Here is a 26,226-nt window from a genome sequence, read left to right as displayed (position 1 = left end):
CAACGGCCCAGCCCGTGCGGGCCGTTCAGCGGCGCGCGGACGACACCTGCGGGCGCACCCCGGCGGGCCGCCCGTGGCGCACCCGGGCCGACGGCCCGTCGTCCGCCGTACGCGCCGCCGCCGGTGCGGCGGTCGCGGCCGCGGCGGTGGAGGCGGTGGGCGCGGTGGCGGCCGGTGCGGTCGCGCGGCCGCGCGAGCCGAGGGCCGTACGGGCCAGGGGCGCGGTGAGGGCGACGAGGAGTCCCGACGCGAGCGCCGCCACGGCGATCACCATGACGCCCGCGCCCGAGGTGACCCCCGAGAGCAGCAGCATGGCGAGTGTCGAGGAGACGACGGTGACCGAACCGTAGGCGAGCTGTGCGGGGGTCGGACGCGGCATGGCGGTATCCGTCCTCAGGAGACTGTCGGGAGTACGGGGCGTACGGGAAGTACGCGGAGTCGGACGACCGGTGTGGATGCGCGCCGTCGAACGACTCTACGATGCGAATTGCCCACCAGGTGCCACGGTAAGCGTGACCTCACCCACGTCGCCGTTGCACGGGGGGCGCACGGGCGCACGGGGTCTGCGGGCATCCCGACAGATGGACGCAGCAACCTACTGCTGTGCTCCCTGTTTAATCAAGGGCTGTCTTTTCCCGTGACACTCCGGTCGAATGCTTCCCGTCAAGTTCACTGCATTTTCACGGGAGGACACCGACTGGTGAACAGCAGACGGAGATCCATCAGATCCACCTCGGCGGCGCTGGCCACCGTGCTCGCGGCTGTCGGTGCCGCGGTGCTGCTGCCCGCCGGGACCGCGCAGGCCCAGCCGGACGCCCAGCCGAAACAGCAGGCGGGGCAGGCCGGTCACGCGGACGACGCGGGGCACGGCGGCGAGGAGCACAGCCACAATCTGGACGGTCCGTTCAGCGCCAAGCAGCGCGCGGAGCGTCAGGCGGCCCTCACCAAACTCGCCGCGGGCGACGGGGAGAAGGGTGACGTCGACACCTTCACCCGCAAGGACTCCAAGGTGATGAAGCTCGGCGACGACAAGTACGTCGAGCTGGCCCGGGAGAAGACGGACAAGATCTTCACCATCCTCGTCGAGTTCGGCGACAAGGTCGACCCGGAGTACGGCGGTGACGCCGGTCCGCTGCACAACAAGATCGCGAAGCCGGACCGCAAGGACGACAACTCGACGTACTGGAAGGAGGACTTCGACCGCGAGCACTTCGAGGACATCTACTTCGGGGAGGGCACCGACTCCCTCAAGACGTACTACGAGAAGCAGTCCTCCGGCCGCTACTCCGTCGAGGGCGCCGTCTCCGACTGGGTCAAGGTCGACTACAACGAGGCGCGTTACGGCTCCAACTACTGCGGCGACACCACCTGCCCGACCGTCTGGGACGCGATCCGCGACGGCGTCGAGGCGTGGGTGAAGGGCCAGAAGGCGGAAGGCCGTTCGGACGAGGAGATAGCGGACTCCATAGCGGAGTACGACAAGTGGGACCGCTACGACTTCGACGGCGACGGCGACTTCAACGAGCCCGACGGCTACATCGACCACTTCCAGTTCATCCACGCCGGTGAGGACGAGTCCGCCGGCGGCGGCGTCCAGGGCGAGGACGCGATCTGGGCGCACCGCTGGTACGCGTACGGCACCGACGCGGGCCACACCGGCCCCGAGGGCAACAAGTCGGGCGGTACGGAGATCGGTGACACCGGCATCTGGGTCGGTGACTACACCGCGCAGCCGGAGAACGGCGGACTCGGCGTCTTCGCCCACGAGTACGGCCACGACCTCGGCCTGCCGGACCACTACGACACGACGGGCACCGGCGAGAACTCGGTCGGCTTCTGGTCCCTGATGTCCTCGGGCTCCTGGCTCAACAAGGGCAAGGACGCGATCGGTGACTCGGCGGGCGACCTGAACGCCTGGGACAAGTTCCAACTGGGCTGGCTGGACTACGAGTCCGCGAAGGCGGCCACCAAGTCCACGCACAAGCTGGGGTATCAGAGCTACCAGACGAAGAACCCCCAGGCGCTCATGGTGGAGTTGCCGAAGAAGAAGGTCACCACCACCATCACCAAGCCCGCCGAGGGTGAGCACCAGTGGTGGAGCGGCAGCGGTGACGACCTGCGCAACACCCTGAGCCGTTCCGTGGACCTCACGGGCAAGTCGAGCGCCTCGCTCGGTCTCAAGGGCTGGTGGGACATCGAGGAGAACTACGACTTCCTCTACACCGAGGTCTCCACCGACGGCGGCGCCAACTGGACGCCCCTGGACGGCACCTCGGACGGCGAGGCCATCCCGCGCGACGGCGGCGACCGCCCCGCGCTGAGCGGTGTGTCGGAGTCGTACCGCGACCTCGTCTTCCCGCTGGACGCCTACGCGGGCAAGAAGATCGACGTTCGCTTCCGTTATCTGACGGACGGTGGAGTGGCCCAGAAGGGCTTCGCCGCGGACGCGCTCTCGGTCACCGCGGACGGCGAGAAGGTCTTCGAGGACGGCGCCGAGGCGGACGACAACGGCTGGACGGCGACCGGCTTCTCGCGCATCGGTGAGTCCTTCACGAAGGACTACGAGCAGTTCTACATCGCCGAGAACCGGCAGCACGTCGGCTATGACAAGTCGCTCGCGCACGGCCCGTACAACTTCGGCTGGGCCTCGACCCGCCCGGACTGGGTCGAGCGCTACGACTACCAGAAGGGCCTGCTGCTCTGGCTCTGGGACACCTCGCAGGCGGACAACAACGTCGGTGTCCACCCTGGTGAGGGCCTGATCCTGCCGATCGACGCGCACGCCAAGCCGGAGCGCTGGAAGCACGACGACAGCCTGATGCGCGGGCGGGTGCAGGCGTACGACTCGCCCTTCAGCTGGTACCCGTCGAACGGGATGAACCTCCACACGAACGGCAAGAAGACCGTCGTGAAGTCGAAGTGGGGCACTCCGGTATTCGACGACCACAAGGGGACGTACTGGTACGAGAGCAACCCGCAGGCGGGTGTGAAGGTGCCGGACACGAACACCCGGATCAGCATCCTGAAGCAGCCCTGGAACGGTAAGTCGATCACGGTCGGGGTGGGACCCTCGAAGCGCTGATTTGCATCGTTGCAGGTCAAAACATGATCGGCCGCTACCCCCTGGCGGGGAGCGGCCGATCACGTTTAGATGCCCCCACGAGGTTCTTCTGACGACCAGTCTGCGGGGGAGTTGTTGATCATGGCTGTAGGCGGATTCGCCCAGCTTCCGGACGGCAGTGTGATCGTCGCGCTGTCACTGCCGAGCCCGGGTGCGGGCGCGGCTCCGGCGCCGGGCACGTCGGCCGCCGCCACCGGCGGGCCGCCGGGGCCCGCCCCCGGCGCGGCGCCGCCCGGCGCCGACCCGCGCGCCGTCGCCGCCGCGCCGCACGCGCGCGGCGACCGCCGTACGGCGCCCGTGCCGTGGCCCGCCGGGCCGGGCGCGACGGCCGCGCCCCAGGGCGCGCCCGCGCCGTGGCGCCACCGCCTGTCGCCGGACGACCCGTGGGCGCCCGAGCGGCGCCGCTGGTCCGCCCACGCCGACGCGGCCCGTACCGTGCGCGCCGCCGCCCCGCGCACGGGCGTCCTGGCCGCCCCCGAGGAGCCGTGCGTACGGGTGCTGGTGCACGCGGGCAACCGCGCCCGCGCCCTGACCCGGCTGCGGAACCTCGGCCTCCGCGCCGTCTACCTGCGGGGCAACACCCAGCCGCCGACGCCCGACGAGATCACCGCCGTGCTGCACCACCCCGACGGGCTGGTCTGGCGGGCCCGGCCGGGCGACGAGACCGAGGCGTGGCACCCGATAGGCACGCTGCTGCGGCACCACCACGCGCACGCGTCACGGGCACCGGGCGCCCGGCCCGCGGGGGGCTGAGCGCCCGGCCCACGGGCCCCGGGGCCCCGCCCGGCGGTCGCTCAGCGCACGACGGGCTCGCCCGTCAGCTCCACGCCCGCGTCGCGCAGCTCCGCCAACGCCCGTTCCGTCGTCTCCGCCGCGACGCCCGCGGTCAGCTCCAGCAGCACGTGCGTACGGAAGCCCGCCGCCGCCGCGTCCCGCGCGGTCGCCCGTACGCAGTGGTCCGTGGCGAGGCCCACGACGTCCACCTCCCGCACGTCCCGCTGCCGCAGCCAGTCGCCCAGCGCCACGCCGTTCTCGTCCGCGCCCTCGAAGCCGCTGTACGCCGCCGAGTACGCGCCCTTGTCGAAGACCGCCTCGACCGCGCCGGAGGCCATGGCGGGGGCGAAGTTGGGGTGGAAGCCGACGCCCTCGGTGCCCGCGACGCAGTGCGGGGGCCACGAGTCGACGTAGTCCGGCTGGTCGGAGAAGTGGTCGCCGGGCTCGATGTGCAGGTCGCGGGTGGCGACCACGTGCCGGTAGCCGGGCGTCGCGGCGCCGACCAGCTCGGTGATGGCGGCGGCGACGTCCGCGCCGCCCGCGACCGCGAGGCTGCCGCCCTCGCAGAAGTCGTTCTGCACGTCGACGATGATCAGTGCCCGGTGCATGGCGCACACCTTTCGGCCGGGGATGGGGGGTGGCTCCGCCACCGTGTCCGAGAGTATTCACCCGGTGCCGCACGCCGCGGCCGGTACCCCTGTGTCCCGCGCCGCGGACCGTCGAAACCCTCGCGCCGGAGCCCGCCGGAACGCCCGCGCCGGAGCCCGCCGGAACGCCCGCGCCGGAGCCCGCCGGAACCCCCACCGCGCGGACCGCCGGAACGCCCGCGCCGCGGGCGGTCGCCCGTCACCGCTGCTCCGTCGGCAGCACGGGCTCGCCCCGCGACAGCTGCGTCGCGGACAGCGGCAACCCGGCCAGCGCGGCGCGGTGCCGGTCGCGCGCCGCGTCCAGCGGTTCGCGGCCGATCGTCCGCCCCGCGCGCACCAGCGGCACCTGGAGCCGCACGTCCGCCAGCTCCTCCGGCAGCGCGCCCGTACCGAGCACCTCGGCGCGCGCGACGCCGTCCGCGTCGCGGGGCCGGGCGGCCCACTTCGCGCCGCCCACGGTGGACTTGCCGCCGAGGCTCCGCTTCGCGACGGGCCGCAGCGCGCCCCCGCCGCCCGTACCGCCGTCGTCCGCGTCGTCCGCGCGCGCGACCAGCTTGTAGACCATCGAGCACGTCGGGTGCCCGCTCCCGGTCACCAGCTGCGTGCCGACGCCGTACGAGTCGACCGGCGCCGCCGCCAGCGACGCGATGGCGTACTCGTCCAGGTCGCTCGTCACCACGATCCGGGTGTCCCGCGCGCCCAGCTCGTCCAGCTGCTGCCGTACCCGGTGGGCGACCAGCAGCAGGTCGCCGGAGTCGATCCGTACGGCGCCCAGGTCCGGCCCGGCGACCTCCACGGCCGTACGGACCGCCTCGGCCACGTCGTACGTGTCGACCAGCAGCGTCGTGCCGCGCCCCAGCGACTCGACCTGCGCCGTGAACGCGTCCCGCTCGCTGTCGTGCAGCAGCGTGAAGGCGTGCGCGCTGGTGCCGGAGGTGGGGATGCCGTAGCGGAACCCGGCCGCCAGGTCGGAGGTCCGGCTGAAGCCGCCGACGTACGCGGCGCGCGACGCGGCCACCGCCGCCAGCTCGTGGGTGCGCCGGGCCCCCATCTCGACCAGCGGCCGGTCCCCGGCGGCGACGGCCATGCGGGACGCGGCGGCGGCGACGGCGGAGTCGTGGTTGAGGATCGACAGGACGACGGTCTCCAGCAGCACGCACTCCGCGAAGGTGCCCTCGACGCGCAGGACGGGGGAGCCGGGGAAGTACACCTCGCCCTCGGGGTAGCCGTGGATGTCGCCGCCGAAGCGGTAGTCCGCGAGCCAGCTCAGGGTGGCCTCGTCGACGACCGCGCGGGAGCGCAGGAAGTCGAGCACGTCCGGGCCGAAGCGGAAGTTCTCCACCGCGTCGAGCACGCGGCCGGTCCCGGCGACCACGCCGTACCGGCGGCCCTCGGGGAGGCGGCGGGTGAAGACCTCGAAGACGGACCGCCGGTGCGCCGTACCGGAGCGGAGCGCCGCCTGGAGCATCGTCAGCTCGTACTGGTCGGTGAAGAGCGCCGTGGACGGCACGGACACCGGCAGTTCCAGCTCAGCAGTGTTCATACGGGCCATGCTACCGCAGATTTCGTCAGAGTGACGATATCCATGGGCATGACTCTCCGTGTCCACCCGGACGGGAGCCGTTTGCGCGGGACACCCCCCGGGGTGGCAGCATGGAACCCGTGAGTGTCGCCCCCACGGAGATCGAGCGTCCGGAGTCGAGCGAGGCGCCCTACGAGGTGCCCGAGTCGGACGTCCCCTGGGCGACCGTCGTCCACAACGACCCCGTGAACCTGATGAGTTACGTGACCTACGTCTTCCAGAGCTACTTCGGCTACCCCAAGGAGAAGGCGAAGGAGCTGATGATGGACGTCCACCACAAGGGCCGCGCGGTCGTCTCCACGGGCAGCCGCGAGGAGATGGAGCGCGACGTGCAGGCCATGCACGGGTACGGCCTCTGGGCGACCCTCACCCGGGAGCGCTGATGTCCGGGCAGTTCGAGGCCACCGCCGACGGCGGCGCCGCGCTCGCGCTCGACGAGGTGGAGATCTCCATCCTGCGCAGCCTCGCCGTCCAGCTGCTGGAGCTGGTCGGCCCCGGCGACGAGCCCGCCGAGGGTGACGACCCGCTCGCCGCGCTGTTCGCGGAGGGCCCGAGTGAACCCCCGTCCGACCCGGTGCTCGCGCGCCTCTTCCCCGACGCGTACCGCGACCCGGAGAGCAGGCCCGGCGACCAGGACGAGGACGCCCGCACCGCCTCCCGGGACTTCCGCCGCTTCACCGAGAACGACCTGCGGGCCGGGAAGCGCGAGAACGCCCTCGCCGTCGTCCACGGCCTCGACGCCCTCACGGCGCGCGCCGACGGCGGCGCGGTGCTCCGGCTGACGGCGGCTCAGTCCCGTTGCTGGCTGGGCACGTTGAACGATCTGCGGCTCGCCATCGGCACCCGGCTGGAGGTCACGGACGACGAGGGCGGCGGCGGGCTGTACGACCTCCCGGACGGCGATCCGCGCAAGCCGATGGTGATGGCGTACCTGTGGCTCGGCGCCCTCCAGGAGACCTTGGTGGAGACGCTCGTACGCTGAGTTCCCGAGGGGCTCCGGAGCGCTGTCGGGCCAGGCTCAGAGGGCCCTCAATTCCAGGTAAAGATCAGCCCAACACGGGGGTTGTATCTGACGGCCGATGTCCCTTTCTGTCCATGGATTCGTGTGGTGTGGGGCACATTCGTGTGCCCGATCGGAACCTTCCGCCGTGGTACACCTGCACGATCGAAATCGCCGCGGACGCTGCCCCTGCGCCGCGGTGTCGTCCGGCGGTCGTCCGTCGGCACGCACGCTCCGTCCGGCTGTACGGAACCGGCTCCGTGAGGGGAGCCGGTGTGGAGAAAGGCGCATCACCAATGAAGTCTGAGCAGGACATGGCGTCCTCAGCCGGGGCCCCCGAGCCCGCAGGCGAGGAGCTGGAACGGGGACTGGGCCCGCGGCAGGTCCAGATGATCGCCATCGGCGGCGCGATCGGTGTGGGCCTCTTCATGGGCGCCGGCGCGAACATCGCGAAGGCCGGCCCGAGCATCATCCTGATGTACGCCCTCGCGGGCGTCGTCGTCTTTCTCATCATGCGGGCCCTCGGCGAGCTGCTGCTCTACCGGCACGTCGACGGCGGTTTCGTCGAGTACGCGCGGGAGTTCCTCGGCCCGTTCTTCGGCTTCGCGACCGGCTGGACGTACTGGCTGCTGTGGGTCGTGACCGGCATGGCGGAGCTGACCGCCTCGGCGATCTACATCAACTACTGGTTCCCGGACATCCCCCAGTGGTTCAGCGCCCTGGTCTTCCTGATCGTGCTGTTCGGCGTGAACCTGATCTCGGTGAAGATCTTCGGCGAGGTCGAGTTCTGGTTCTCGATGATCAAGGTCACCGCGATCATCGGCATGATCGTCATCGGCCTCGGCGTGCTCACCCTCGGCTTCTCCGACGCCGGTGACACCGCGACCGCCTCGAACCTGGTGGACCACGGCGGCGTCTTCCCGAACGGCATCGGGGACAGCCTGATGACGCTCCAGGGCGTCATGTTCGCGTACCTCGCCGTCGAGCTGGTCGGCGTCACCGCGGCCGAGAGCGAGGACCCGGAGAAGACGCTGCCCAAGGCGATCAACACGCTGCCCTGGCGTATCGCGATCTTCTACGTCGGCTCGCTGCTGGTCATCCTGTCCGTCGTGAAGTGGACCGAGTTCGAGCCGGGCGTCAGCCCGTTCGTGGCCGCCTTCGCCAAGATCGGCATCCCGCTGGGCGCGGGCATCGTCAACTTCGTGGTGCTCACGGCCGCGCTCTCGTCGTGCAACTCCGGCATGTACTCCACCGGCCGCATGCTGCGCGACCTCGCGTCCAACAAGCAGGCGCCGGGCCTCTTCGGCAAGCTCAACCGCCGTCACGCCCCGGCCAACGGCGTCGCGCTCTCCGTGTCGGTCATGGCCATCGGCGTCGTCCTCAACTACTTCGTGCCGGAGAAGGCGTTCGGCTACGTCACCTCGGTCTCCACGGCCGCCGGTATCTGGACCTGGTGCGTCATCCTGACCTGCCACATCCTCTACCGCCGCGCCGTGGTCGCCGGCACCCTGCCCAGCTCGCCCTTCCGGGCGCCGGGCGGCGCGATCGCCAGCTCCATCGCGCTCGCGTTCCTGATCTTCGTGCTGGTGCTCGTCGCCATGGACGAGGACGCGCGGATCTCGCTGTACGTCGCCGTGGGCTGGGCCATCGGCCTCACCGTCGGCTGGCAGGTGCTGAAGCGGCGCGAGCAGGACGTCCTGCTCGGCGGCGGCCCGTCGAGCGGCGAGAACGCCAAGGAGCCCGTCGGCTGACGCACTCGGCGGACTGCTGCCCGTGGGGCGTACGGATTCCCGTACGCCCCACGGGCTTTTCCGTGCGCGGAAGCCTCCCGCGCTTCTGACCGTGCCGTCGTGACTCCGTGTGATCACGTCCGCGCATTATTCATGTGCACTGCACATTGATGGAGGAGAATGTCTCCTTCGCGGGGAAATTCCCGAGGCGTTACTCCGATGTGATGTGACTGCTTCTTCTTCGAAGCACCAGGTCGGTAGCTGTGCGTGGTAGGAACACCAAAAGCCAAAACATCGTCAAGGAGTTGCCAAGTCCGGGTCGGCGGTTCGGTCCTCGTGCATCGGGGGCGCGCCGGTCGCGGGCGGCTCTCCCGTCCACCGTGACCACGTATCGGAAACGGCCAGAGGAATCCCCATGGCAAGCGAATCCTGGACCGACAAGGTCGACGAGAGCATCAATGATGTTTTCGAGCCCATAGCGACGAAGGCGAACGAGATCGTCTTCTACGACGTCCACGTCTTCGGTACGGACTTCCCGCTCATCGTCGGCTGGCTGGTGGCCGCCGGGCTCATCTTCACGGGGTACTTCGGGTTCGCCCAGGTCCGTTACATCAGGACCGCCTTCCGGCTCGTACGCGGCAAGTACGACCAGAAGGACGCCCCCGGCGAGATCAGCCACTTCCAGGCGCTCACCTCCGCCGTCTCCGGCACCGTCGGCCTCGGCAACATCGCGGGTGTGGCCATCGCCGTCTCCATCGGCGGCCCGGGTGCCACGTTCTGGATGATCCTCTGCGGTCTGCTCGGCATGGCCACGAAATTCGTGGAGTGCACGCTGGGCGTGAAGTACCGGGAGATCGACGAGGACGGCACCGTCTCCGGCGGCCCGATGTACTACCTGCGCAAGGGCCTGGCGGAGCGCGGTTTCCCGGTCCTCGGCAAGGTCCTGGCGGTCGGCTCCTGCTCGATGCTCCTGTTCTTCACCTTCTTCGGCGGCAACCTCTTCCAGGTCAACCAGTCCCTGGAGCAGGTCACGGCCGTGACCGGCAAGGAGGACAGCTTCTTCAGCGGGTCCACCGGCGCGTTCCTGTACGGGGCCGTCATCGCCGCTCTCGTCGCCCTCGTCCTGCTCGGTGGCATCAAGGCCATCGGCGCCGTCACCAGCCGCCTGGTGCCCGCCATGGCGATCCTGTACGTGGGTGCCTGCCTGCTCGTGATCGGCTTCAACATCGGTGAGGTGCCCGGCGCCTTCGCCACCATCGTCACCGAGGCGTTCAACCCCGAGGGCGTCGCGGGCGGCCTGATCGGCGCGCTCATCATCGGCTTCCAGCGGGCCGCGTTCTCCAACGAGGCGGGCATCGGCTCGGCGCCCACCGCCCACTCCGCGGTGAAGACGAAGCACCCGGCGACCGAGGGTCTCGTCGCCATGATCGAGCCCTTCCTCGACACGGTCGTGATCTGCACCATGACGGCGCTGACGATCATCGTCGCGGGCGGCCCGATGTACGAGGGCCTGCGCGACGACGCCGCCGCGGGCAAGGCCGTGGACGGCAGCACCAGCCAGGGCATCTCGGTCACCTCGGACGCCTTCGAGACCGCCCTGTCGTGGTTCCCGCACCTGCTGACCGTCGCGGTCCTGCTGTTCGCCTTCTCGACGCTCATCACCTGGAGCTACTACGGGATGAAGAGCTGGACGTACCTGTTCGGCGACAGCAAGATCTCGGAGCTGATCTACAAGATCGTCTTCTGTCTCACGGTCGTGATGGGTGCCCTGATGTCCCTCGGCACCCTGGTGTCCCTCTCGGACGCGACGCTGTTCATGGCGGCGCTCTTCAACATCGTCGGCCTGTACTTCCTCACCCCGGTGGTCAAGCAGGAGCTGAAGAAGGTCCTGGAGTACACCCGCCGGCGCGACGCGGGCGAGACCGAGGAGGAGATCGAGGCCAGCTGGGCCACGGCGGGAGCGGCCAAGGAGGCCTGACCGGCCGCCGGTCCCCGTACGGCACCGGGGCCCCGCCCGCACCCCTCGGGGGGCGCGGGCGGGGCCCCGTTCCCGTGCCGACCTATCCTGCACACCATGCTGACCATCACCCAGGAGCTGTACGACCGGATCGTCGCGCACGCCCGTGCCGACCACCCCGACGAGGCGTGCGGCGTGGTCGCCGGACCGGAGGGCACGGACCGGCCCGAGCGCTTCGTCCCGATGCTGAACGCGGCCCGCTCGCCCACCTTCTACGAGTTCGACTCGACCGACCTGCTGAAGCTCTACCGCGACATGGACGACCGGGACGAGGAGCCCGTCGTCGTCTACCACTCGCACACCGCCACCGAGGCGTACCCGTCCCGTACGGACATCTCCCTCGCCAACGAGCCCGGCGCGCACTACGTCCTGGTGTCCACCGCCGAGTGCGGCAACGACGAAGGGCCCGTCTCCTTCCGGTCGTTCCGCATCGTGGGCGGCGAGGTGACCGAGGAGGACGTGCGTACGGTCCCGGCGTACGGCGAGTGAGACGGGTGGGTCCGCATGCTGGTACGAGAGCGGCTTCCGGGGCCCGGGAATCGTTACGATGAGCCCATGGTTGTCCACGACGTGAGCGCGTTCCCGGAAAGCGGAGGCACCTCGGTGCCCGGTTCCGCGCGCGCCGCGACGGGCCTCCTCGGAGCCTTCGGCTGCGGGACGGCACGTCTGCACGTCGACCTGTGCCGCCTCGCGAGCGCGACGTGTCCCGGCGGCCGTGCCGCCGCGCGCGCCCGCGGTCGCGGCTGACGCCCCGGCGTCCCCGCGTCCCGACGTCCGACCGGACCCGCGCCGTACCGCGCCGCGGCCGTACGTACGCCCCGCCCGCCTCCCTCTCCCACAGGAGCACACCCATGGCCATCGAGGTCCGCGTCCCGACCATCCTGCGCACCTACACCGACGGTGCCAAGACCGTCACGGGGGACGGCGCCACCGTCGCCGAACTCTTCACGGACCTCGAAGCCCGCCACGCGGGCATCCGGGACCGGCTCGTGGACGGCGGCGAGCTGCGCCGCTTCGTGAACGTCTACCTCAACGACGAGGACGTCCGCTTCCTGGACGGCATCGCCACCCCGTTGAGCGACGGCGACAGCGTGACCATCCTCCCGGCGGTCGCGGGCGGCGCGGAAGCGCCCGCCTGATGCGCTACGGGTCCCCGCTGGAGGCGGTCGGCAACACCCCGCTGGTCCGCCTCCCGCGGCTCTCGCCCTCCGCCGACGTGAGCGTGTGGGCGAAGCTGGAGGACCGGAACCCGACCGGTTCGGTCAAGGACCGCCCGGCCCTGCACATGATCGAACGGGCGGAGAAGGACGGTCGGCTCACCGAGGGCTGCACCATCCTCGAACCGACCTCCGGGAACACGGGCATCTCGCTCGCCATGGCCGCCCGCCTCAAGGGCTACCGCATCGTGTGCGTCATGCCCGAGAACACCAGCGAGGAGCGCCGCCAGCTGCTCGCCATGTGGGGCGCGGAGATCGTCCCGTCCCCGGCGGCGGGCGGCTCCAACACGGCCGTACGGGTCGCCAAGGAGCTGGCCGCCGAGCACCCGGACTGGGTGATGCTCTACCAGTACGGCAACCCGGACAACGCGGGCGCCCACTACGCCACCACGGGCCCCGAGATCCTCGCCGACCTGCCGTCGGTCACCCACTTCGTGGCGGGCCTCGGCACCACCGGCACCCTGATGGGCGCCGGGCGCTACCTGCGCGAGCACCGCCCGGACATCCGGATCGTCGCCGCCGAACCGCGCTACGACGACCTGGTCTACGGGCTGCGCAACCTCGACGAGGGCTTCGTGCCCGAGCTGTACGACGAGTCGGTGCTCACCGGCCGCTTCTCCGTCGGCTCGGCGGACGCGGTGGCCCGTACCCGTGAACTCCTCGCGGAGGAGGGCATCTTCGCGGGCGTCTCCACGGGCGCCGCCCTGCACGCGGCGCTCGGCGTCGCCCGCCGGGCGGAGCGCGCGGGGGAGTCGGCGGACGTCGTCTTCGTGGTGGCGGACGGCGGCTGGAAGTACCTCTCGACGGGCATCTACACCGCCCCGACCACGGAGGCGGCGGTGGCCGCGCTCCACGGCCAGCTCTGGGCCTGACCATCCGACGCGGCACGCGGCCGCCGTCCGGGCTACGGCTCCGGGCGGCGGCCGTCGCCGTCCGTGGGGTCGGTGCCGTCGCGGTCGGTGCCGCTGTCCCCGGGACGGTCGCCGCTCCCGCCTCCGCGCCGCCTGCGCGGGCCGAGCCGACCCAGGCCGTCCACGAGCGTCGCCACCAGTGCCAGCAGGGCGACCCCGCCCAGCGCGGCCCACGACCACGTCTCCACGCGCGCCCCCTCCGACCACGCGCTGCGTGACCGTATGGCTGTACGAGAGTCCCCGGCCCCCGACCGTACCCCGGGCTGGTGATTCCGCCCACACCACAGCGATGTGGAGGAGTCACCCGGGTCCACGCGGCTTACGCTCGGGAAACCCCCAGCCACCCGCCAGGGCATGGGGACCGCAACGGGCCGTAACCGGAGGTTCCCGCTCCATGAAGCTCACCGTCGTCGGCTGTTCCGGGTCCTTCCCGTCCGTGGACTCGGCCTGTTCGAGCTACCTCCTCGAAGCTGACGGCTTTCGGCTGCTCCTCGACATGGGCAACGGCGCCCTCGGCGAACTCCAGCGCCACTGCGGCCTGTACGAGCTGGACGCCGTCGCGCTCAGCCACCTGCACGCCGACCACTGCATCGACATGTGCGCGTACTTCGTCGCCCGCTACTACCGCTACGAGGGCGGCCGTTGCGCCCCCATCCCCGTCTACGGCCCGGACGGCACGGAGAAGCGGCTGACCACGGCGTACGACGACACGCCCTCCGAGAAGTCGATGAGCGAGGTCTTCGACTTCCGCACGATCACCTCCGGCGGCACCTTCGAGCTGGGTCCCTTCGTCGTCCGCACGGAGCTGGTGACGCACCCCGTCGAGGCGTACGGCTTCCGCGTCGAGCACCGGGCCACCGGCCGTACGGTCACGTACTCCGGCGACACCGGCCCCTGTCCCCAACTCGGCGCGCTGGCGCGGGACGCGGACCTCTTCCTCTGCGAGGCCAGCTTCACGGACGGCAAGGAGGACCTGCCCGAGCTGCACCTGAACGGTCGTCAGGCCGGGGAGTGCGCCGCCGAGGCGGGCGCCGGGCGGCTGGTCCTCACGCACATCCCGCCGTGGACGGACGCGCAGGCCAACCTGCGCGACGCGAAGGCGGCCTTCGACGGCCCGGTGGAGCTGGCCCGCGCCGGGGCGGTCTACGAGATGTGACGCGCGCCCGTACCCCGTACGCACGCGGCCCCGGAGCGATCAGCTCCGGGGCCGCGTACGTGGGTCGTGCGGGGATCAACCCTGGTGGATCAGGCCTTGTACTGCGCCTTCTCCTCCTCCGCGATCTCCTCGTCCGACTCGCGTCCCGGAGTCGGCAGGTTGAACTTCAGGATCGCGAAGCGGAAGACGAAGTAGTAGACCACCGCGAAGCAGAGGCCGACCACGACCAGCAGCCAGGGCTTCGTCGCGATGCCGAGGTTCAGCAGGAAGTCGATCGCGCCCGCCGAGAAGCCGAAGCCGTCCTTCATGCCCAGCGCCCAGGTCAGCGCCATGGACACACCGGTCAGCACCGCGTGGATGGCGTACAGCACCGGCGCGATGAACATGAACGTGAACTCGATCGGCTCGGTCACACCGGTCACGAACGCGGTGAGCGCGATCGAGAACATCATGCCGCCGACGACCTTGCGGCGCTCGGGGCGCGCGCAGTGGTACATCGCGAGGCAGGCAGCGGGCAGCGCGAACATCATGATCGGGAAGAAGCCGGTCATGAACTGGCCCGCGTCCGGGTCCCCGGCGAGGAAGCGCGCGATGTCGCCGTGGGCGCCCTCGTACTCACCGGCCTGGAACCACGGGAACGAGTTGAGCAGGTGGTGCATGCCGACGGGGATCAGCGCGCGGTTGGCGACGCCGTAGATGCCGGCGCCGACGGAACCGGAGTCGACCAGCCACTCGCCGAAGTCGTGCAGGGCGGTGCCCAGGACGGGCCAGATGTAGCCGAAGACGATGCCGATGAAGAGGCCCGCGAAGGACGAGAGGATCGGCACGAGGCGACGGCCGCCGAAGAAGCCCAGCCAGTCGGGGAGCTTCTGGCGGTGGTAGCGCTGGTAGAGGAGCGCGACGACGATGCCCATGACGACACCGCCGAGGACGCCCGCGTTCACGGGCGCGGCGGTTTCGACGATCTTGCCGTCGACCACCGACGCCTCCTTGGGGAGGCTGTCGTCGGAGAACGTCTCCAGGACGGTCTTGAAGACCAGGTAGCCCACCACGGCGGCCAGGCCGGTGGAGCCGTCCGACTTCTTGGCGAAGCCGACCGCGATGCCCACGGCGAACAGCAGCGGCATGTTGTCGAGCAGCGCACCGCCGCCCGCGGCGAGGAACTCGGCGACACGGTTCAGGAACTTCGGGAGGTCCGCGTCCCCGAGCATGTCCGTCTGGCCGAGGCGTACCATCAGCGCGGCCGCGGGCAGCGTGGCGATCGGCAGCATGAGGCTGCGGCCGATCCGCTGGGCGACGGCCATGGCGCCTGAGCCGCCGCCGCCCTTCTTGCCGGCATCCGCCGAAGCGCTCGCCGTGGACATAGCTTCCTCCCGGTGTCGGGCACCGCCGAATGTGGACACGGGCCCCATAAATGGTCTAATCCATTGAGTGGTTTAGACCATTTTTAACATGGGCACGGCGGACGGGGAATCCGTTGCGACGAGTGGCGTGGATCACATCGGGCACTCACGCCCCTCGCCACCCGTTGTACGGGCGCCCGCCGACCCGACCGATCGTGGACTACCGTGTGCGCACCGCGCCACGGACGCCCTGCGTCCGCAGGGCCGAGACCCCAGGAGAAGCACATGGCCAGCAAGGCTGAGAAGATCGTCGCCGGACTCGGCGGTCTGGAGAACATCGAGGAGGTCGAGGGCTGCATCACCCGTCTCCGCACCGAGGTCGTCGACCCCTCCCTGGTCGACGAGGCGGCCCTGAAGGCCGCCGGTGCCCACGGGGTCGTCCGGATGGGCACCGCGATCCAGGTCGTCATCGGCACCGACGCGGACCCGGTGGCCTCCGAGATCGAGGACATGATGTGAGCCACGGCGCGACGTGAGCGCCGGGTCCCGAAGTGACCCGCCGGTGGGGCCCGTTCCCGCGGAACGGGCCCCACCGTTTTGCGGATAGGCTCGCCCCCATGTCTCAGAGCGACGTCCCCCGCATCGACGGGAGGACACCGGACCAGCTGCGCCCCGTGTCTCTGGAACGCGGCTGGAGCAAGCACGCCGAGGGCTCCGTCCTGGTCTCCTTCGGCGACACCAGGGTCCTCTGCACCGCGAGCGTCACCGAGGGCGTGCCCCGCTGGCGCAAGGGCAGCGGCCAGGGCTGGGTGACCGCCGAGTACGCCATGCTGCCCCGCGCCACCAACACCCGCGGCGACCGCGAGGCCGTCCGCGGCAAGATCGGCGGCCGTACGCACGAGATCTCCCGCCTCATCGGCCGCGCCCTGCGGGCCGTCGTGGACTTCAAGGCCCTCGGGGAGAACACCGTCGTGCTCGACTGCGACGTCCTCCAGGCCGACGGCGGCACCCGTACGGCGGCCATCACCGGCGCGTACGCCGCCCTCTCCGACGCCGTGTCCTGGGCGCAGGAGCGCAAGCTGGTCAAGGCGAAGGCGCAGCCGCTCACCGGCGCCGTCTCCGCCGTCAGCGTCGGCATCGTCGACGGCGTGCCGCTGCTCGACCTCCGGTACGAGGAGGACGTGCGCGCCGAGACCGACATGAACGTGGTCTGCACCGACGACGGCCGCTTCGTCGAGGTCCAGGGCACCGCCGAGGGCGCCCCGTTCAGCCGCGACGAGCTGAACTCCCTGCTGGACCTGGCCGTCAAGGGCTGCGCCGAGCTGGACGGCGTCCAACGCCGGGCGCTCGCGCGGGAGTAGGGACCACCGGGCGGGGCCACCGGGACCACCGGGCGCACGCGGTCGCCGTACGCGCGCTTCCGCACGCCGGAGCGGCGTGGGCAACTTTGCACGGGCTTTACGCGTCTGTGGGGGTACGGGCCGTACGGGTCATGCCGTACGGCTCGGCCCGCATCCGCGGAAGTCCGTACCACCGCCCGTACCCCACAGAAGGGTCCGCCCGTGCGCCGCATCGCCTCACTGGCCGCCACCGTCACCCTCGTCGCCGTCACCGCGTCGTTCACCGCAGGCTGCGACGACCTCGACAAGGCGCTGGACTGCGCCGAGACCGCGGTCACCGTCGCCGGCACCGTCGAGGACCTCCAGCAGGCCGTGCGGGACGCCTCCGACGACACCACGGACACCGACGCCCGCGAGGCGCTCGACCGGATCGACAAGAAGCTCGACGAGCTGGACAAGGACGCCGACGACGCCGACGTCGAGCAGGCCGTGAAGGACCTCAACCAGGCGGTCGAGGACGCCGGTACGGACGTCGACCAGGGCCGCGACCCCGAGATACAGCCGATCGTCGACGCCGCGGACGAGCTGACGAAGGTCTGCAAGTCGGAGTGATCCCCGCCCGGCCGCACGGCGCCCGTTCCTGCGAGAATCGGGCGCCATGAGCCAGCGTCTGATCCTCGCCACCCGCAACGCCCACAAGGTCACCGAGCTGCGCGCCATCCTCGCGGAGGCGGGCGTGACCCTGGACCTCGTGGGCGCCGACGCCTACCCGGACGTCCCCGACGTACGGGAGACGGGCGTCACCTTCGCGGAGAACGCGCTGCTGAAGGCCCGTACGCTCGCCGCCGCCACCGGGGCGCCCGCCGTGGCCGACGACTCCGGGCTCTGCGTGGACGTGCTGGGCGGCGCCCCGGGCATCTTCTCGGCGCGCTGGGCCGGTACGCACGGCGACGACGCGGCGAACCTCGCGCTGCTCCTCGCCCAGCTCTCCGACATCGAAGCCCCGCACCGCGCCGCCCACTTCGCCTGCGCCGCCGCCCTCGCGCTGCCCGACGGCACGGAGCACGTCGCGGAGGGCACGCTGCGCGGTGTGCTGCGGCACGCGCCCGCCGGGGACGGCGGCTTCGGCTACGACCCGATCCTCCAGCCCGACGGCCCGGCGGAACTGGTCGCGGGCCGTACGTGCGCCGAGCTGACGCCGGAGGAGAAGAACGCGATCAGTCACCGGGGCCGTGCCTTCCGCGCCCTGGCCCCGGTGATCCGCGACCTGCTGGGCTGACCCCGCAGGCGCCCGTACGAGAGTGGTGCGCGAGGGGGGACTCGAACCCCCACGTCCGAAGACACCGGCACCTAAAGCCGTCCCGTCTACCAATTCCGGCACTCGCGCGCCCCCGTATCGTACTGCGGCGTACGGCCCTCAGAAGGCCGGGGTTTGCGCCTGCCCCCGCGCCATCTCCTCGGCCTCCTCGCGGGTGGCGACCGACGGCGGCGAGCCCTCCAGCGGCTGCCGCGCGGTCTCCTTCAGCGTGACCACCGCGATGATGCCGACCACGGCGAAGCCCGTCGTGTAGAACGCCGGGGCCAGCTTGCTGCCGGTGCCGCTCACCAGCGCCTCCATGATCACGGGGGCGGTGCCGCCGAAGAGGGACGCGGACAGGTTGTAGCCGATGGCCAGCGAGCCGTAGCGCACGTCGGTCGGGAACAGCGCGGGCAGGGTCGCGGACATCGTGCCGAGCAGGCAGACCAGGCAGGCGCCGAGCAGCAGCATCCCGGCGAAGATCGCGAGCCGACCGCCCTGCTGGAACAGCGCGAACGCGGGCACGGTGCACACCAGGAAGCCGACCATGCCCGTCATCAGCAGCGGCTTCCGTCCGACGCGGTCGCTGCGGGCGCCGAGGTGCACGATCACCGTCATCATGGCGAGCATCGTCACGATGGCGGAGACCAGCTCCAGCGACTCCTCGTGCCCCAACTCCTCGGTGATGTACGTCGGCATGTACGTGAGGAGCATGTAGTTGGCGACGTTGTACGCGGCGACCAGGCACACGCACTGGAGCATCGTGCGCCAGTGGGTGCCGAAGATGTCCTTCAGCTCCTTCTGCGGCGCGTCCTCCGACAGGTGCGGCCCGCCGTTCTCCGTTCCCCGCGCCTCGGGGTCCGCGCCCGCGGGGCGTCCGGCGGCCTGCTCCGCCTCCAGCCGCTTGAACGCGGGCGTCTCGTCGAGCCGGAGCCGCAGGTAGAGCCCGACGACGCCGATGGGGCCGCCGACGAGGAACGGCACGCGCCAGCCCCAGGACTCCATCCCGGAGTCCCCGAGCACGGTGGTGAGGACGAGGACCAGGCCCGCCGCGAAGGTGTAGCCGGCGAGGGTGCCCATCTCCAGGAAGCTGCCGTAGAAGCCGCGCCGCTTGTCCGGGGCGTACTCCGCGATGAACGTGGCCGCGCCGCCGTACTCGCCGCCCGTGGAGAAGCCCTGCACCATCCGGCAGAGGATCAGCAGGATCGGCGCCCACACGCCGATCGTGTCGTAGCTCGGGATGAGGCCGATCGCGAACGTGCCCGCGGCCATCAGCATCATCGTCAGCGCGAGCACCGTCTTGCGGCCCACCCGGTCGCCGAGCGGCCCGAAGAACATCCCGCCCAGCGGCCGTACGAGGAACGACACCGCGAACGTGCCGAACGACGCCAGGGTCTGCACGCCGTCGCTCGCGCCCGAGTAGAAGACGTGCCCGATGGTGACGGTCAGATAGGCGTAGATGCCGAAGTCGAACCACTCCATGGCGTTGCCGAGCGCGGCCGCCTTCACGGCGCGTTTCACGGCCCGCTCGTCGCTCACGGTGATGTCGCTGCGCCGTACCTTCGGGCGCAGGCGCTGTTCGATCGCCCGGAAGAGGACGCGGTGACGGCGGAGTGCCGCCGGGTCGGGGGGTGCTGACGCCTCGTGGTGCATGCGGGATGGGTACCGCGGATCACGCGGCTCAATCCGCCGACGGCGCCCGCCGGGTGACCCCGCGTACCCCGCGTACGCCCGCCGCCCCGGCCCGGCCCGCCCGGCTCAGACCTCCAGGTCCTTGAGGAGCTTCGCGACGTGCCCGGTGGCCCGCACGTTGTAGAGCGCCCGCTCGACCTTCCCGTCCGCGCCGACGACGACGGTGGAGCGGATGACGCCGGTCACCGTCTTGCCGTACAGCTTCTTCTCGCCGTACGCGCCGTACGCCTCCAGCGTCTCCTTCGAGGGGTCCCCGACGAGCGTGACCCGCAGGTCCTCCTTCTCGCGGAACTTCGCCAGCTTCTCCGGCTTGTCGGGGGAGACCCCGATGACGTCGTAACCGGCCGCCGCCAGGACGTCCAGGTTGTCCGTGAAGTCGCACGCCTGCTTGGTGCAGCCGGGGGTCAGCGCGGCCGGGTAGAAGTAGACGATGACCTTGCGCCCGGCGTGGTCCGCCAGGGAGACGTCCTTGCCGTCGGCGTCGGGCAGGGTGAAGGCGGGGGCGGTGTCGCCGGGCTGGAGTCGCTCGCTCATCGGTGCTCCTCGAAGGGGTTCGCGCGGAGGTGCGGCCGTACGCCCGGGGGCGCCGCGGCCGGGGGTGTCGAGCGTAGCGAGGTCCCCGTTCGGGGGTGCCGCGGGGCGCGGCCGTGTCCCAACTGACAGACTGTCGTCCGGTCAGAACAGTGTCAGTACAGTACGGAACCCGGCCGGAACCGCCCGGAACGGGCCGAGTCCCACGAGCAGTGACGGAGGCGGCACGGTGTCGGACGCCAGGACCCCCGCGGACATCGAGGCGGACATCGCCAGCAGGCGGCAGGATCTCGCCGTCGTGCTGGACGAGATCGCCGTACGCGTGCACCCGAAGACGATCGTCGGCGACGCCAAGGCGCAGGCGGCCGCCACGGTGGACCGTACGGCGGGACGCGTGTACGTCGCGGCCAACCGCCAGGTGGAGAACGTACGCGCGCGCTTCGTCGACGAGGACGGCGCGCCGCGCATGGACCGGATCGTCCCCGCCGCGCTGGTGGCGGTCGCCGTCGTCGGCGGCCTCGTCGCGCTGTCCACGCGGCGCGACGACGGGCGGGGGCGCCGCCGCCGCTGACCGCGCGCGGGCCGCCGTGGCGCGGTCGTCGTGGCGGGACGCGGACGCCGTACGGCCGATGTGGCGGACGGGCGGGGTGCCGTACGGGGGCTTGGGATACGGTCGTGCCGTGAGTTCCCAGAACGCCGTACCCGACTCCCCGCAGCACGACAAGCTGCCCATCCGCATGCTGCACGACCGCGTCCTGGTCCGCACGGACATCCCGGAGGGCGAGCGCCGTTCCACGGGCGGCATCGTCATCCCGGCGACGGCCGCGGTCGGCCGCCGCCTGAACTGGGCCGAGGTGGTCGCGGTCGGGCAGAACGTGCGCACGGTGGAGCCCGGCGACCGGGTGCTGTACGACCCGGAGGACCGGGCCGAGGTCGAAGTACGCGGCGTGGCGTACGTGTTGATGCGCGAACGCGACCTGCACGCGGTGGCCGCCGAGCGCCTCCAGGGCTCCGAGGACTCCACCGGCCTGTACCTGTAGACCGCCGTGCGGCCCCGCCGGGTCAGTGGCCCGAGGAGGCCTTGAGGCCGACCACCGAGACGAGCAGCAGGCAGACGAAGAAGATCCGGGCCGCCGTCGCCGGTTCGCCCAGGACGGCCATGCCGAGCACCGCGGCGCCCGCCGCGCCGATGCCGACCCACACCCCGTAGGCGGTGCCGATCGGCAGCGTACGGGTGGCCTGCGCGAGCAGGTACATGCTGGCGGCGAAGCCCACGACGGTCGCGGCGCTCGGCCAGAGGCGGGTGAAGCCCTCGGTGTACTTGAGGCCGATCGACCAGCCGACCTCCAGCAGACCGGCGACGACGAGCAGGAACCAGGCCATGACGGCACCTCCGTGAAGAAATCACTTACGGGGTGCGTCGTCTTTGCGGTCCCGGTACGGCGCGTCTCGTCGGGTTCCTCCCGACGTTAGCAAAGACGGCGCGGGGCGTCCTCCCGGAGGAGGAACGCCCCGCGCCGTCCGTGTGCCGTGCGGCCCGTGCGCCGTGCCGCGTCAGTCGCGTCGGCCCATGGGGATGGTGCCGCCGCCGGGGTCGCCGTTGACCGCGCCGCCGCCCGGGTCGCCGTTCGCCCCGCCGTCGGCGCCGTTCGCGCCGCCCGGGTCACCGCCGGTCGAGCCGTCCGTCGCGCCGCCCTCCAGGCCGCCCGTCGGCGGGATGCCCGGTCCGCTGGGCTCCTCCGTGGGCGGGGTCTCCTCCGGCGGGCTGGGCTCCTCCGGGGTGTCGGACGGGGTGTTCGGCGGCTCGGTCGTCGGGTCGCCGGGCGGGGTGTCGCCCGTCTGGCCGCCGGAGTCCGGCGGTACGGTCGGCGGCCCGGGATCGTCGCTGCCGGTCTCCAGGTCGAACTCCTCGACCGGTTCGCCCTTCAGCGCGTCCGCCGTGTACGCGCCCCAGATCTCCGCGGGGAAGCCGCCGCCGTTGATGCGGGGGAGGCCCGCGGCGCCGTACAGCGGCTCGTGGCCGCCCTCCGGGTTCTGGCCCATCACGCTGATGACGGTGGCCAGTTCGGGCGTGTAGCCCGCGAACCAGGCGGCCCGGTCCTCCTCCGCCGTGCCCGTCTTGCCCGCCGCCGGACGGCCCGCGGACTGGGCGGCGACGGCGGTGCCGCCCTTGACGACGCTCTCCAGCATGGCGGTGGTGGAGTCGGCGGCCTCGCGCGGCACCGTCCGCTTCTCCTCGCGGCCGGGCAGCTTGATGACCTCGCCGCCCCGCGTCGCCTTCTTCACCAGGCTGCTGTCGCGGTGCATGCCGTGCCGGGCGTACGTGGCGTACGCCTCCGCCATGTCCAACGTGGAGGCGGTGGCGACGCCGAGGGCGATGGAGCCGTCCGCGGGCATGTTCGGTGTGTCCTTCGGCACGCCGAGGTCGATCGCGGTGTCCTTGACCTTCTGCGGGCCGACGTCGACGCCCATCTGCGCGAAGACCGAGTTCACGGACTTGTCCATGGCGGTCGTGACGGGGATCTGGCCGTAGCTGCGGTCGTCCTCGTTGGCCGGGGCGTAGTCGGTCGGCTGGCCGTCGCTCATGACCTGGCGCTTGTTGGTGCCGTCGTAGATCGTCCGGGAGCGGATCGCCTGGCCGCTCTGCGTCGTGGAGTCGTTCTGCACGGCCGAGGTGAAGATGAACGGCTTGAACGTCGAACCCACCTGGTAGTCGCGGCGGGTGGCGTTGTTCACGTACTGCTGGACGAAGTCCTTGCCGCCGTACATCGCGACGACCTCGCCCGTCTCCGGGTCGATCGACGTGCCGCCCGCCCGGACGAACTTGTCGACCTTGCGGTCGTCGCTCAGCTGCTTCATCAGCCGCTTGTCGACGGCCTCGACGAGCGCGTCCTGCTTCTTCCGGTCGAGGGTCGTGGTGATGCGGAAACCGCCGGAGGCGAGCCGCCGCTCGTCGACGATGCCGTTGTCGACGATGTAGTTCTTCACGGCCTCGACCAGGTAACCGCGCTGCCCCGACAGGGCGTTGGGCGGCTTGATGGGTCCGGGCTCGGGGAACTTCATGGCGTCCCGCCTGCCCTCGTCCAGCCAGCCCTGCTCGACCATGCCGTCCAGCACGTAGTTCCAGCGGGCGAGGGCGCGGTCCTTGTTCTCGGGGTGCGCGCGGGTGTCGTACGCGCCGGGGGCGTTGACCAGCGCGGCGAGGTAGGCGCTCTCCGGGACGGTGAGCTCCGTCGCGGACTTGCCGTAGTACGCGTGCGCCGCCGCCTGGATGCCGTACGCGTTCCGGCCGAAGTAGCTGCTGTTGAGGTACCCGAGGAGGATCTCGTCCTTGCTCACCTCGTTGTCCAGCTTCAACGCGATGAAGAACTCCTTGGCCTTCCGCGTGACCGTCTGCTCCTGCGTCAGGTAGTAGTTCTTCACGTACTGCTGGGTGATCGTGGAACCCGACTGCTTGCCGCCGCCGGTGACCATCTTCCAGCCCGCGCGGGTCATGGCCTTGAGGTTCACGGCCGACTCGTTGTAGAAGTTCCGGTCCTCGGCCGCGAGGACGGCGCGCTGGGTGCGCTTGGGGATCTGGGAGAGGGTGACGTTCTCCCGGTTGATCTCCCCGTCGCGCGCGATCTGCGTGCCGTCGGAGTAGAGGTACACGTTGTTCTGGGCGGCCGCCGACTGGTTCGGGGCCGGGATGTCGACGAGGAGGTAGCCCGCGACCAGCCCGCCGGACAGCAGGAGGACGATCATCAGGCCGGAGCCCACGACGATCCGCCAGGTGGGGACCAGCCGTCGCCAGCCGGTTCTGCGCGGCGCCCCCGGTGCGGCCGGTCCGGGGGTGTCCGGGCCCGGTCCGTGGCTCTCGGCACGGCCCTCCGCCATGTCGTTCGGCACGTCACTCATGTATGCAGGCGCTCCTCGTCCAGGGCCGGGCGATGCGTGTCGACGCCCCGTGACCCACTGTCGCATCATCCGTCCCGACCACCCGCCATCGGCGGCACCCGTGACCCACCTGTGGCGTGCCGTAGGACACCAGGTGCTCGGTGTACGGGGTGCGAAAACCCTTGGCCGTCCACGAACCCGTTCGGCTAGGGTCACGCGCTTGGCGTCAGCCGCGGCTGCGCACGGAGGTGCTACTCAATAGACGGAGAAGGAGCGGAAAAGGATGCGTCGCGCGCGACTCTATTTCACCGTCGCGGGCAGCAGCTTCCGCAGGTACGCCACGTACCGTGTCGCCACCGCGGCGGGAGTGTTCACCAACACGGTCTTCGGCTTCATCGTCGCCTACACCTACACCGCCCTGTGGACCTCCCGGCCCCAGCTCGGCGGCTACGACCAGGCGCAGGCCCTCACGTTCGTGTGGACCGGGCAGGCGCTGCTCGCGGCGGTGGCGCTGATCGGCGGCGGCGCGCAGGACGAGATCCAGGAGCGCATCCGTACCGGTGACGTGGCCGTCGACCTGTACCGGCCGGTGGACCTCCAGCTGTGGTGGCTGGCGGCCGACTGCGGGCGGGCGGCGTTCCACCTGCTGGGGCGGGGCGTGGTGCCGATGGCCGTCGGCGCGTTCGCCTTCGAACTGGCCCTGCCCTCCTCGCCGTTGACCTGGCTGGCGTTCCTGCTGTCCACGTGGCTCGCGGTCGTCGTGAGCTTCGCCTTCCGCTACCTGCTGGCGCTGAGCGCGTTCTGGCTGCTCGACGGGTCGGGGCTGAGCACGCTCGGGACGCTGCTCAGCACGTTCTTCTCCGGGATGCTGCTGCCGCTGAACGTCTTCCCCGGCGCGTTCGGCGAGGTCGTACGGCAGCTGCCCTGGGCGGCGATGCTCCAGGTGCCCGCGGACGTGCTGCTGGAGGAGCGGAGCGGAGCGGCCGGACTGGCGGGCGCGTTCGGCTTCCAGGCGTGCTGGGCGCTGGTGCTGCTGGCGGCCGGGCGGGCGCTCCAGTCCGCGGCGACGACGAAGGTGGTGGTCCAGGGTGGCTGAGGCGGAACGGGCGGCGGCGCCGGGCGTGCGGGACGCGCGCGCGGTACGGGCGGTGCGGGAGGCGGTCGTACGGGCCCGCTGGGGCGTGCGCGCGTACGGGTTCATCGCCGCGATGTGGGTGCGTTCCACGATGGCGTACCGCACGTCGTTCGTGCTGATGGTCGTCGGGAACCTGGTGACGACGCTGCTGGACTTCCTCGCGATCGTCATCATGTTCACGCACATCGACGAGTTGGGCGGGTTCACGCTGCCGGAGGTGGCGTTCCTGTACGCCACGTCCAGCGCGGCGTTCGGCCTGGCGGACCTGCTGCTGGGCTCGTTCGACCGGATCGGCTCGCGGGTGCGCGACGGCACGGTCGACACCCTCCTCGTCCGCCCGGTGCCGGTGCTCGCGCAGGTGGCCGCGGACCGGTTCGCGCTGCGCCGGGTGGGGCGGCTGCTCCAGGCGGTGCTGCTGCTGGGCTGGTCGGTGACGGCGCTGGACCTCGACTGGACGCCGGGGCGGCTGCTGCTGGTGCCGGTGATGGTGGTGAGCGGCGCGGCGATCTTCGGGGCGGTGTACGTGCTCGGTGGCGCGTTCCAGTTCTGGGCGCAGGACGCGGCGGAGGTGCAGAACTCGTTCACGTACGGCGGTACGACGATGCTCCAGTACCCGCCGACGGTCTTCGCGCGGGAGCTGCTGCGCGGGGTGACGTTCGTGGTGCCGCTGGCGTTCGTGAACTGGCTGCCCGCGCTGCACGTCCTCGGCCACGACGACCCGCTGCGGCTGCCGGGCTGGGTGGACTTCGCGTCCCCGGCGGTGGCCGCGCTGTGCTGCGTGGTGGCGGGGCTGGTGTGGCGCGCGGGGCTGCGCGGCTACCAGAGCACGGGCAGTTGAACGAAGGAAACCGGAACAG

28 protein-coding genes, 1 tRNA gene and 1 riboswitch are annotated in these 26,226 nt (G+C 71.2%); of the genes, 19 read left to right on the top strand and 10 right to left on the bottom strand.

Annotation, left to right across the window (positions count from 1 at the left end):
• Nucleotides 1–25: 25 nt before the first annotated feature.
• Nucleotides 26–379 carry a hypothetical protein gene (locus tag D7M15_RS09665; RefSeq protein ID WP_121517132.1) on the bottom strand — a complete coding sequence of 118 codons (354 nt, stop codon included), beginning with the start codon at nucleotides 377–379 and terminating at the stop codon, nucleotides 26–28.
• Nucleotides 380–700: 321 nt separating this feature from the next.
• On the opposite strand from D7M15_RS09665, the gene D7M15_RS09660 reads away from it, so the two are divergent.
• Together D7M15_RS09660 and D7M15_RS09655 are read left to right on the top strand one after the other, a co-directional pair.
• Nucleotides 701–3,082 carry an immune inhibitor A domain-containing protein gene (locus D7M15_RS09660; RefSeq protein ID WP_121517131.1) on the top strand — a complete coding sequence of 794 codons (2,382 nt, stop codon included), beginning with the start codon at nucleotides 701–703 and terminating at the stop codon, nucleotides 3,080–3,082.
• A 474-nt stretch (nucleotides 3,083–3,556) separates the two neighbouring features.
• Entirely contained in the window at nucleotides 3,557–3,874 is a 318-nt protein-coding gene (locus tag D7M15_RS09655) for a hypothetical protein (protein ID WP_240649606.1), read from the top strand.
• A 41-nt stretch (nucleotides 3,875–3,915) separates the two neighbouring features.
• Here the strand turns inward: D7M15_RS09655 and D7M15_RS09650 are convergent, their stop codons facing one another.
• Entirely contained in the window at nucleotides 3,916–4,503 is a 588-nt protein-coding gene (locus tag D7M15_RS09650) for an isochorismatase family protein (protein ID WP_121517130.1), read from the bottom strand.
• A gap of 238 nt (nucleotides 4,504–4,741) precedes the next feature.
• Nucleotides 4,742–6,085, bottom strand: coding sequence for a nicotinate phosphoribosyltransferase (locus D7M15_RS09645; RefSeq protein WP_121517129.1), 1,344 nt, complete (start codon nucleotides 6,083–6,085; stop codon nucleotides 4,742–4,744).
• A gap of 110 nt (nucleotides 6,086–6,195) precedes the next feature.
• Between D7M15_RS09645 and clpS the strand changes: the two genes are divergently transcribed.
• The 8 genes from clpS (at nucleotide 6,196) to D7M15_RS09605 (ending at nucleotide 12,960) form a co-directional block, all read left to right on the top strand.
• On the top strand, nucleotides 6,196–6,507 hold the full coding sequence (gene clpS / locus D7M15_RS09640; protein ID WP_121517128.1) for an ATP-dependent Clp protease adapter ClpS: 312 nt from the start codon (nucleotides 6,196–6,198) through the stop codon (nucleotides 6,505–6,507).
• A complete protein-coding gene (locus D7M15_RS09635) occupies nucleotides 6,507–7,106 on the top strand; it encodes a DUF2017 domain-containing protein (RefSeq protein WP_121517127.1) in 600 nt (199 codons plus the stop codon). Before clpS ends, D7M15_RS09635 begins: the two co-directional genes overlap by 1 nt.
• 332 nt (nucleotides 7,107–7,438) lie before the next feature.
• Nucleotides 7,439–8,875: an amino acid permease gene (locus tag D7M15_RS09630; RefSeq protein ID WP_121520506.1), complete on the top strand. Its 1,437-nt coding sequence runs from the start codon at nucleotides 7,439–7,441 to the stop codon at nucleotides 8,873–8,875.
• A gap of 394 nt (nucleotides 8,876–9,269) precedes the next feature.
• Complete coding sequence (locus D7M15_RS09625; RefSeq protein ID WP_121517126.1) at nucleotides 9,270–10,832, top strand: alanine/glycine:cation symporter family protein; 1,563 nt, start codon at nucleotides 9,270–9,272, stop codon at nucleotides 10,830–10,832.
• 96 nt (nucleotides 10,833–10,928) lie between these two features.
• Entirely contained in the window at nucleotides 10,929–11,360 is a 432-nt protein-coding gene (locus D7M15_RS09620) for a M67 family metallopeptidase (protein ID WP_121517125.1), read from the top strand.
• A 66-nt stretch (nucleotides 11,361–11,426) separates the two neighbouring features.
• Nucleotides 11,427–11,618, top strand: coding sequence for a putative leader peptide (locus D7M15_RS09615; RefSeq protein ID WP_206337343.1), 192 nt, complete (start codon nucleotides 11,427–11,429; stop codon nucleotides 11,616–11,618).
• Between the two features lie 104 nt (nucleotides 11,619–11,722).
• Nucleotides 11,723–12,010: a MoaD/ThiS family protein gene (locus D7M15_RS09610; protein WP_121517123.1), complete on the top strand. Its 288-nt coding sequence runs from the start codon at nucleotides 11,723–11,725 to the stop codon at nucleotides 12,008–12,010.
• Nucleotides 12,010–12,960, top strand: coding sequence for a cysteine synthase (locus D7M15_RS09605; RefSeq protein WP_121517122.1), 951 nt, complete (start codon nucleotides 12,010–12,012; stop codon nucleotides 12,958–12,960). Before D7M15_RS09610 ends, D7M15_RS09605 begins: the two co-directional genes overlap by 1 nt.
• 32 nt (nucleotides 12,961–12,992) lie before the next feature.
• Here D7M15_RS09605 and D7M15_RS09600 read toward each other — a convergent pair whose 3' ends face one another.
• Nucleotides 12,993–13,187: a hypothetical protein gene (locus tag D7M15_RS09600; protein ID WP_121517121.1), complete on the bottom strand. Its 195-nt coding sequence runs from the start codon at nucleotides 13,185–13,187 to the stop codon at nucleotides 12,993–12,995.
• A gap of 206 nt (nucleotides 13,188–13,393) precedes the next feature.
• On the opposite strand from D7M15_RS09600, the gene D7M15_RS09595 reads away from it, so the two are divergent.
• Entirely contained in the window at nucleotides 13,394–14,155 is a 762-nt protein-coding gene (locus D7M15_RS09595) for an MBL fold metallo-hydrolase (RefSeq protein ID WP_121517120.1), read from the top strand.
• 89 nt (nucleotides 14,156–14,244) lie between these two features.
• Here D7M15_RS09595 and D7M15_RS09590 read toward each other — a convergent pair whose 3' ends face one another.
• On the bottom strand, nucleotides 14,245–15,519 hold the full coding sequence (locus D7M15_RS09590) for a PTS transporter subunit EIIC (protein WP_121517119.1): 1,275 nt from the start codon (nucleotides 15,517–15,519) through the stop codon (nucleotides 14,245–14,247).
• A 264-nt stretch (nucleotides 15,520–15,783) separates the two neighbouring features.
• Here D7M15_RS09590 and D7M15_RS09585 point away from each other — a divergent pair, with 264 nt between their 5' ends.
• The 4 genes from D7M15_RS09585 to rdgB all read left to right on the top strand — a co-directional run bounded on the left by D7M15_RS09585 (nucleotide 15,784) and on the right by rdgB (nucleotide 18,117).
• Complete coding sequence (locus D7M15_RS09585; protein ID WP_121517118.1) at nucleotides 15,784–16,017, top strand: PTS glucose/sucrose transporter subunit IIB; 234 nt, start codon at nucleotides 15,784–15,786, stop codon at nucleotides 16,015–16,017.
• A gap of 98 nt (nucleotides 16,018–16,115) precedes the next feature.
• Entirely contained in the window at nucleotides 16,116–16,859 is a 744-nt protein-coding gene (gene rph / locus D7M15_RS09580) for a ribonuclease PH (protein WP_121517117.1), read from the top strand.
• 201 nt (nucleotides 16,860–17,060) lie between these two features.
• Nucleotides 17,061–17,450: a hypothetical protein gene (locus tag D7M15_RS09575; protein ID WP_121517116.1), complete on the top strand. Its 390-nt coding sequence runs from the start codon at nucleotides 17,061–17,063 to the stop codon at nucleotides 17,448–17,450.
• Between the two features lie 46 nt (nucleotides 17,451–17,496).
• On the top strand, nucleotides 17,497–18,117 hold the full coding sequence (gene rdgB, locus D7M15_RS09570; RefSeq protein ID WP_121517115.1) for an RdgB/HAM1 family non-canonical purine NTP pyrophosphatase: 621 nt from the start codon (nucleotides 17,497–17,499) through the stop codon (nucleotides 18,115–18,117).
• A 23-nt stretch (nucleotides 18,118–18,140) separates the two neighbouring features.
• On the opposite strand, the gene D7M15_RS09565 is transcribed toward rdgB, so the two are convergent.
• From D7M15_RS09565 to bcp, 3 genes are all read right to left on the bottom strand, one after another.
• Nucleotides 18,141–18,225: transfer RNA gene (locus D7M15_RS09565), tRNA-Leu, on the bottom strand.
• 30 nt (nucleotides 18,226–18,255) lie between these two features.
• Nucleotides 18,256–19,788 (bottom strand): MFS transporter, encoded by a 1,533-nt coding sequence (locus D7M15_RS09560; protein ID WP_121517114.1) that lies wholly within the window; start codon nucleotides 19,786–19,788, stop codon nucleotides 18,256–18,258.
• Between the two features lie 105 nt (nucleotides 19,789–19,893).
• Entirely contained in the window at nucleotides 19,894–20,361 is a 468-nt protein-coding gene (bcp, locus tag D7M15_RS09555; RefSeq protein WP_121517113.1) for a thioredoxin-dependent thiol peroxidase, read from the bottom strand.
• Nucleotides 20,362–20,587: 226 nt separating this feature from the next.
• On the opposite strand from bcp, the gene D7M15_RS09550 reads away from it, so the two are divergent.
• Both D7M15_RS09550 and D7M15_RS09545 read left to right on the top strand, forming a co-directional pair.
• Entirely contained in the window at nucleotides 20,588–20,929 is a 342-nt protein-coding gene (locus D7M15_RS09550; RefSeq protein WP_121517112.1) for a DUF3618 domain-containing protein, read from the top strand.
• 166 nt (nucleotides 20,930–21,095) lie between these two features.
• Entirely contained in the window at nucleotides 21,096–21,398 is a 303-nt protein-coding gene (locus D7M15_RS09545; protein WP_121520504.1) for a co-chaperone GroES, read from the top strand.
• Between the two features lie 22 nt (nucleotides 21,399–21,420).
• On the opposite strand, the gene D7M15_RS09540 is transcribed toward D7M15_RS09545, so the two are convergent.
• A complete protein-coding gene (locus D7M15_RS09540) occupies nucleotides 21,421–21,741 on the bottom strand; it encodes a multidrug efflux SMR transporter (protein WP_121517111.1) in 321 nt (106 codons plus the stop codon).
• A 31-nt stretch (nucleotides 21,742–21,772) separates the two neighbouring features.
• A riboswitch (guanidine-III (ykkC-III) riboswitch) is annotated at nucleotides 21,773–21,841 on the bottom strand.
• A gap of 71 nt (nucleotides 21,842–21,912) precedes the next feature.
• Nucleotides 21,913–24,255, bottom strand: coding sequence for a transglycosylase domain-containing protein (locus tag D7M15_RS09535; protein ID WP_121517110.1), 2,343 nt, complete (start codon nucleotides 24,253–24,255; stop codon nucleotides 21,913–21,915).
• Nucleotides 24,256–24,517: 262 nt separating this feature from the next.
• Here D7M15_RS09535 and D7M15_RS09530 point away from each other — a divergent pair, with 262 nt between their 5' ends.
• Nucleotides 24,518–25,330, top strand: a complete 813-nt coding sequence (locus D7M15_RS09530; RefSeq protein ID WP_121517109.1) for an ABC-2 family transporter protein — start codon at nucleotides 24,518–24,520, stop codon at nucleotides 25,328–25,330.
• A gap of 112 nt (nucleotides 25,331–25,442) precedes the next feature.
• Entirely contained in the window at nucleotides 25,443–26,207 is a 765-nt protein-coding gene (locus D7M15_RS09525) for an ABC transporter permease (RefSeq protein WP_121520502.1), read from the top strand.
• Nucleotides 26,208–26,226: the final 19 nt, after the last annotated feature.

The sequence above is a fragment of the Streptomyces sp. Z26 genome, from assembly GCF_003665095.1.
Taxonomy (GTDB): Bacteria; Actinomycetota; Actinomycetes; order Streptomycetales; family Streptomycetaceae; genus Streptomyces; species Streptomyces phytohabitans.
This window is presented reverse-complemented; position numbering and strand designations above follow the sequence as displayed.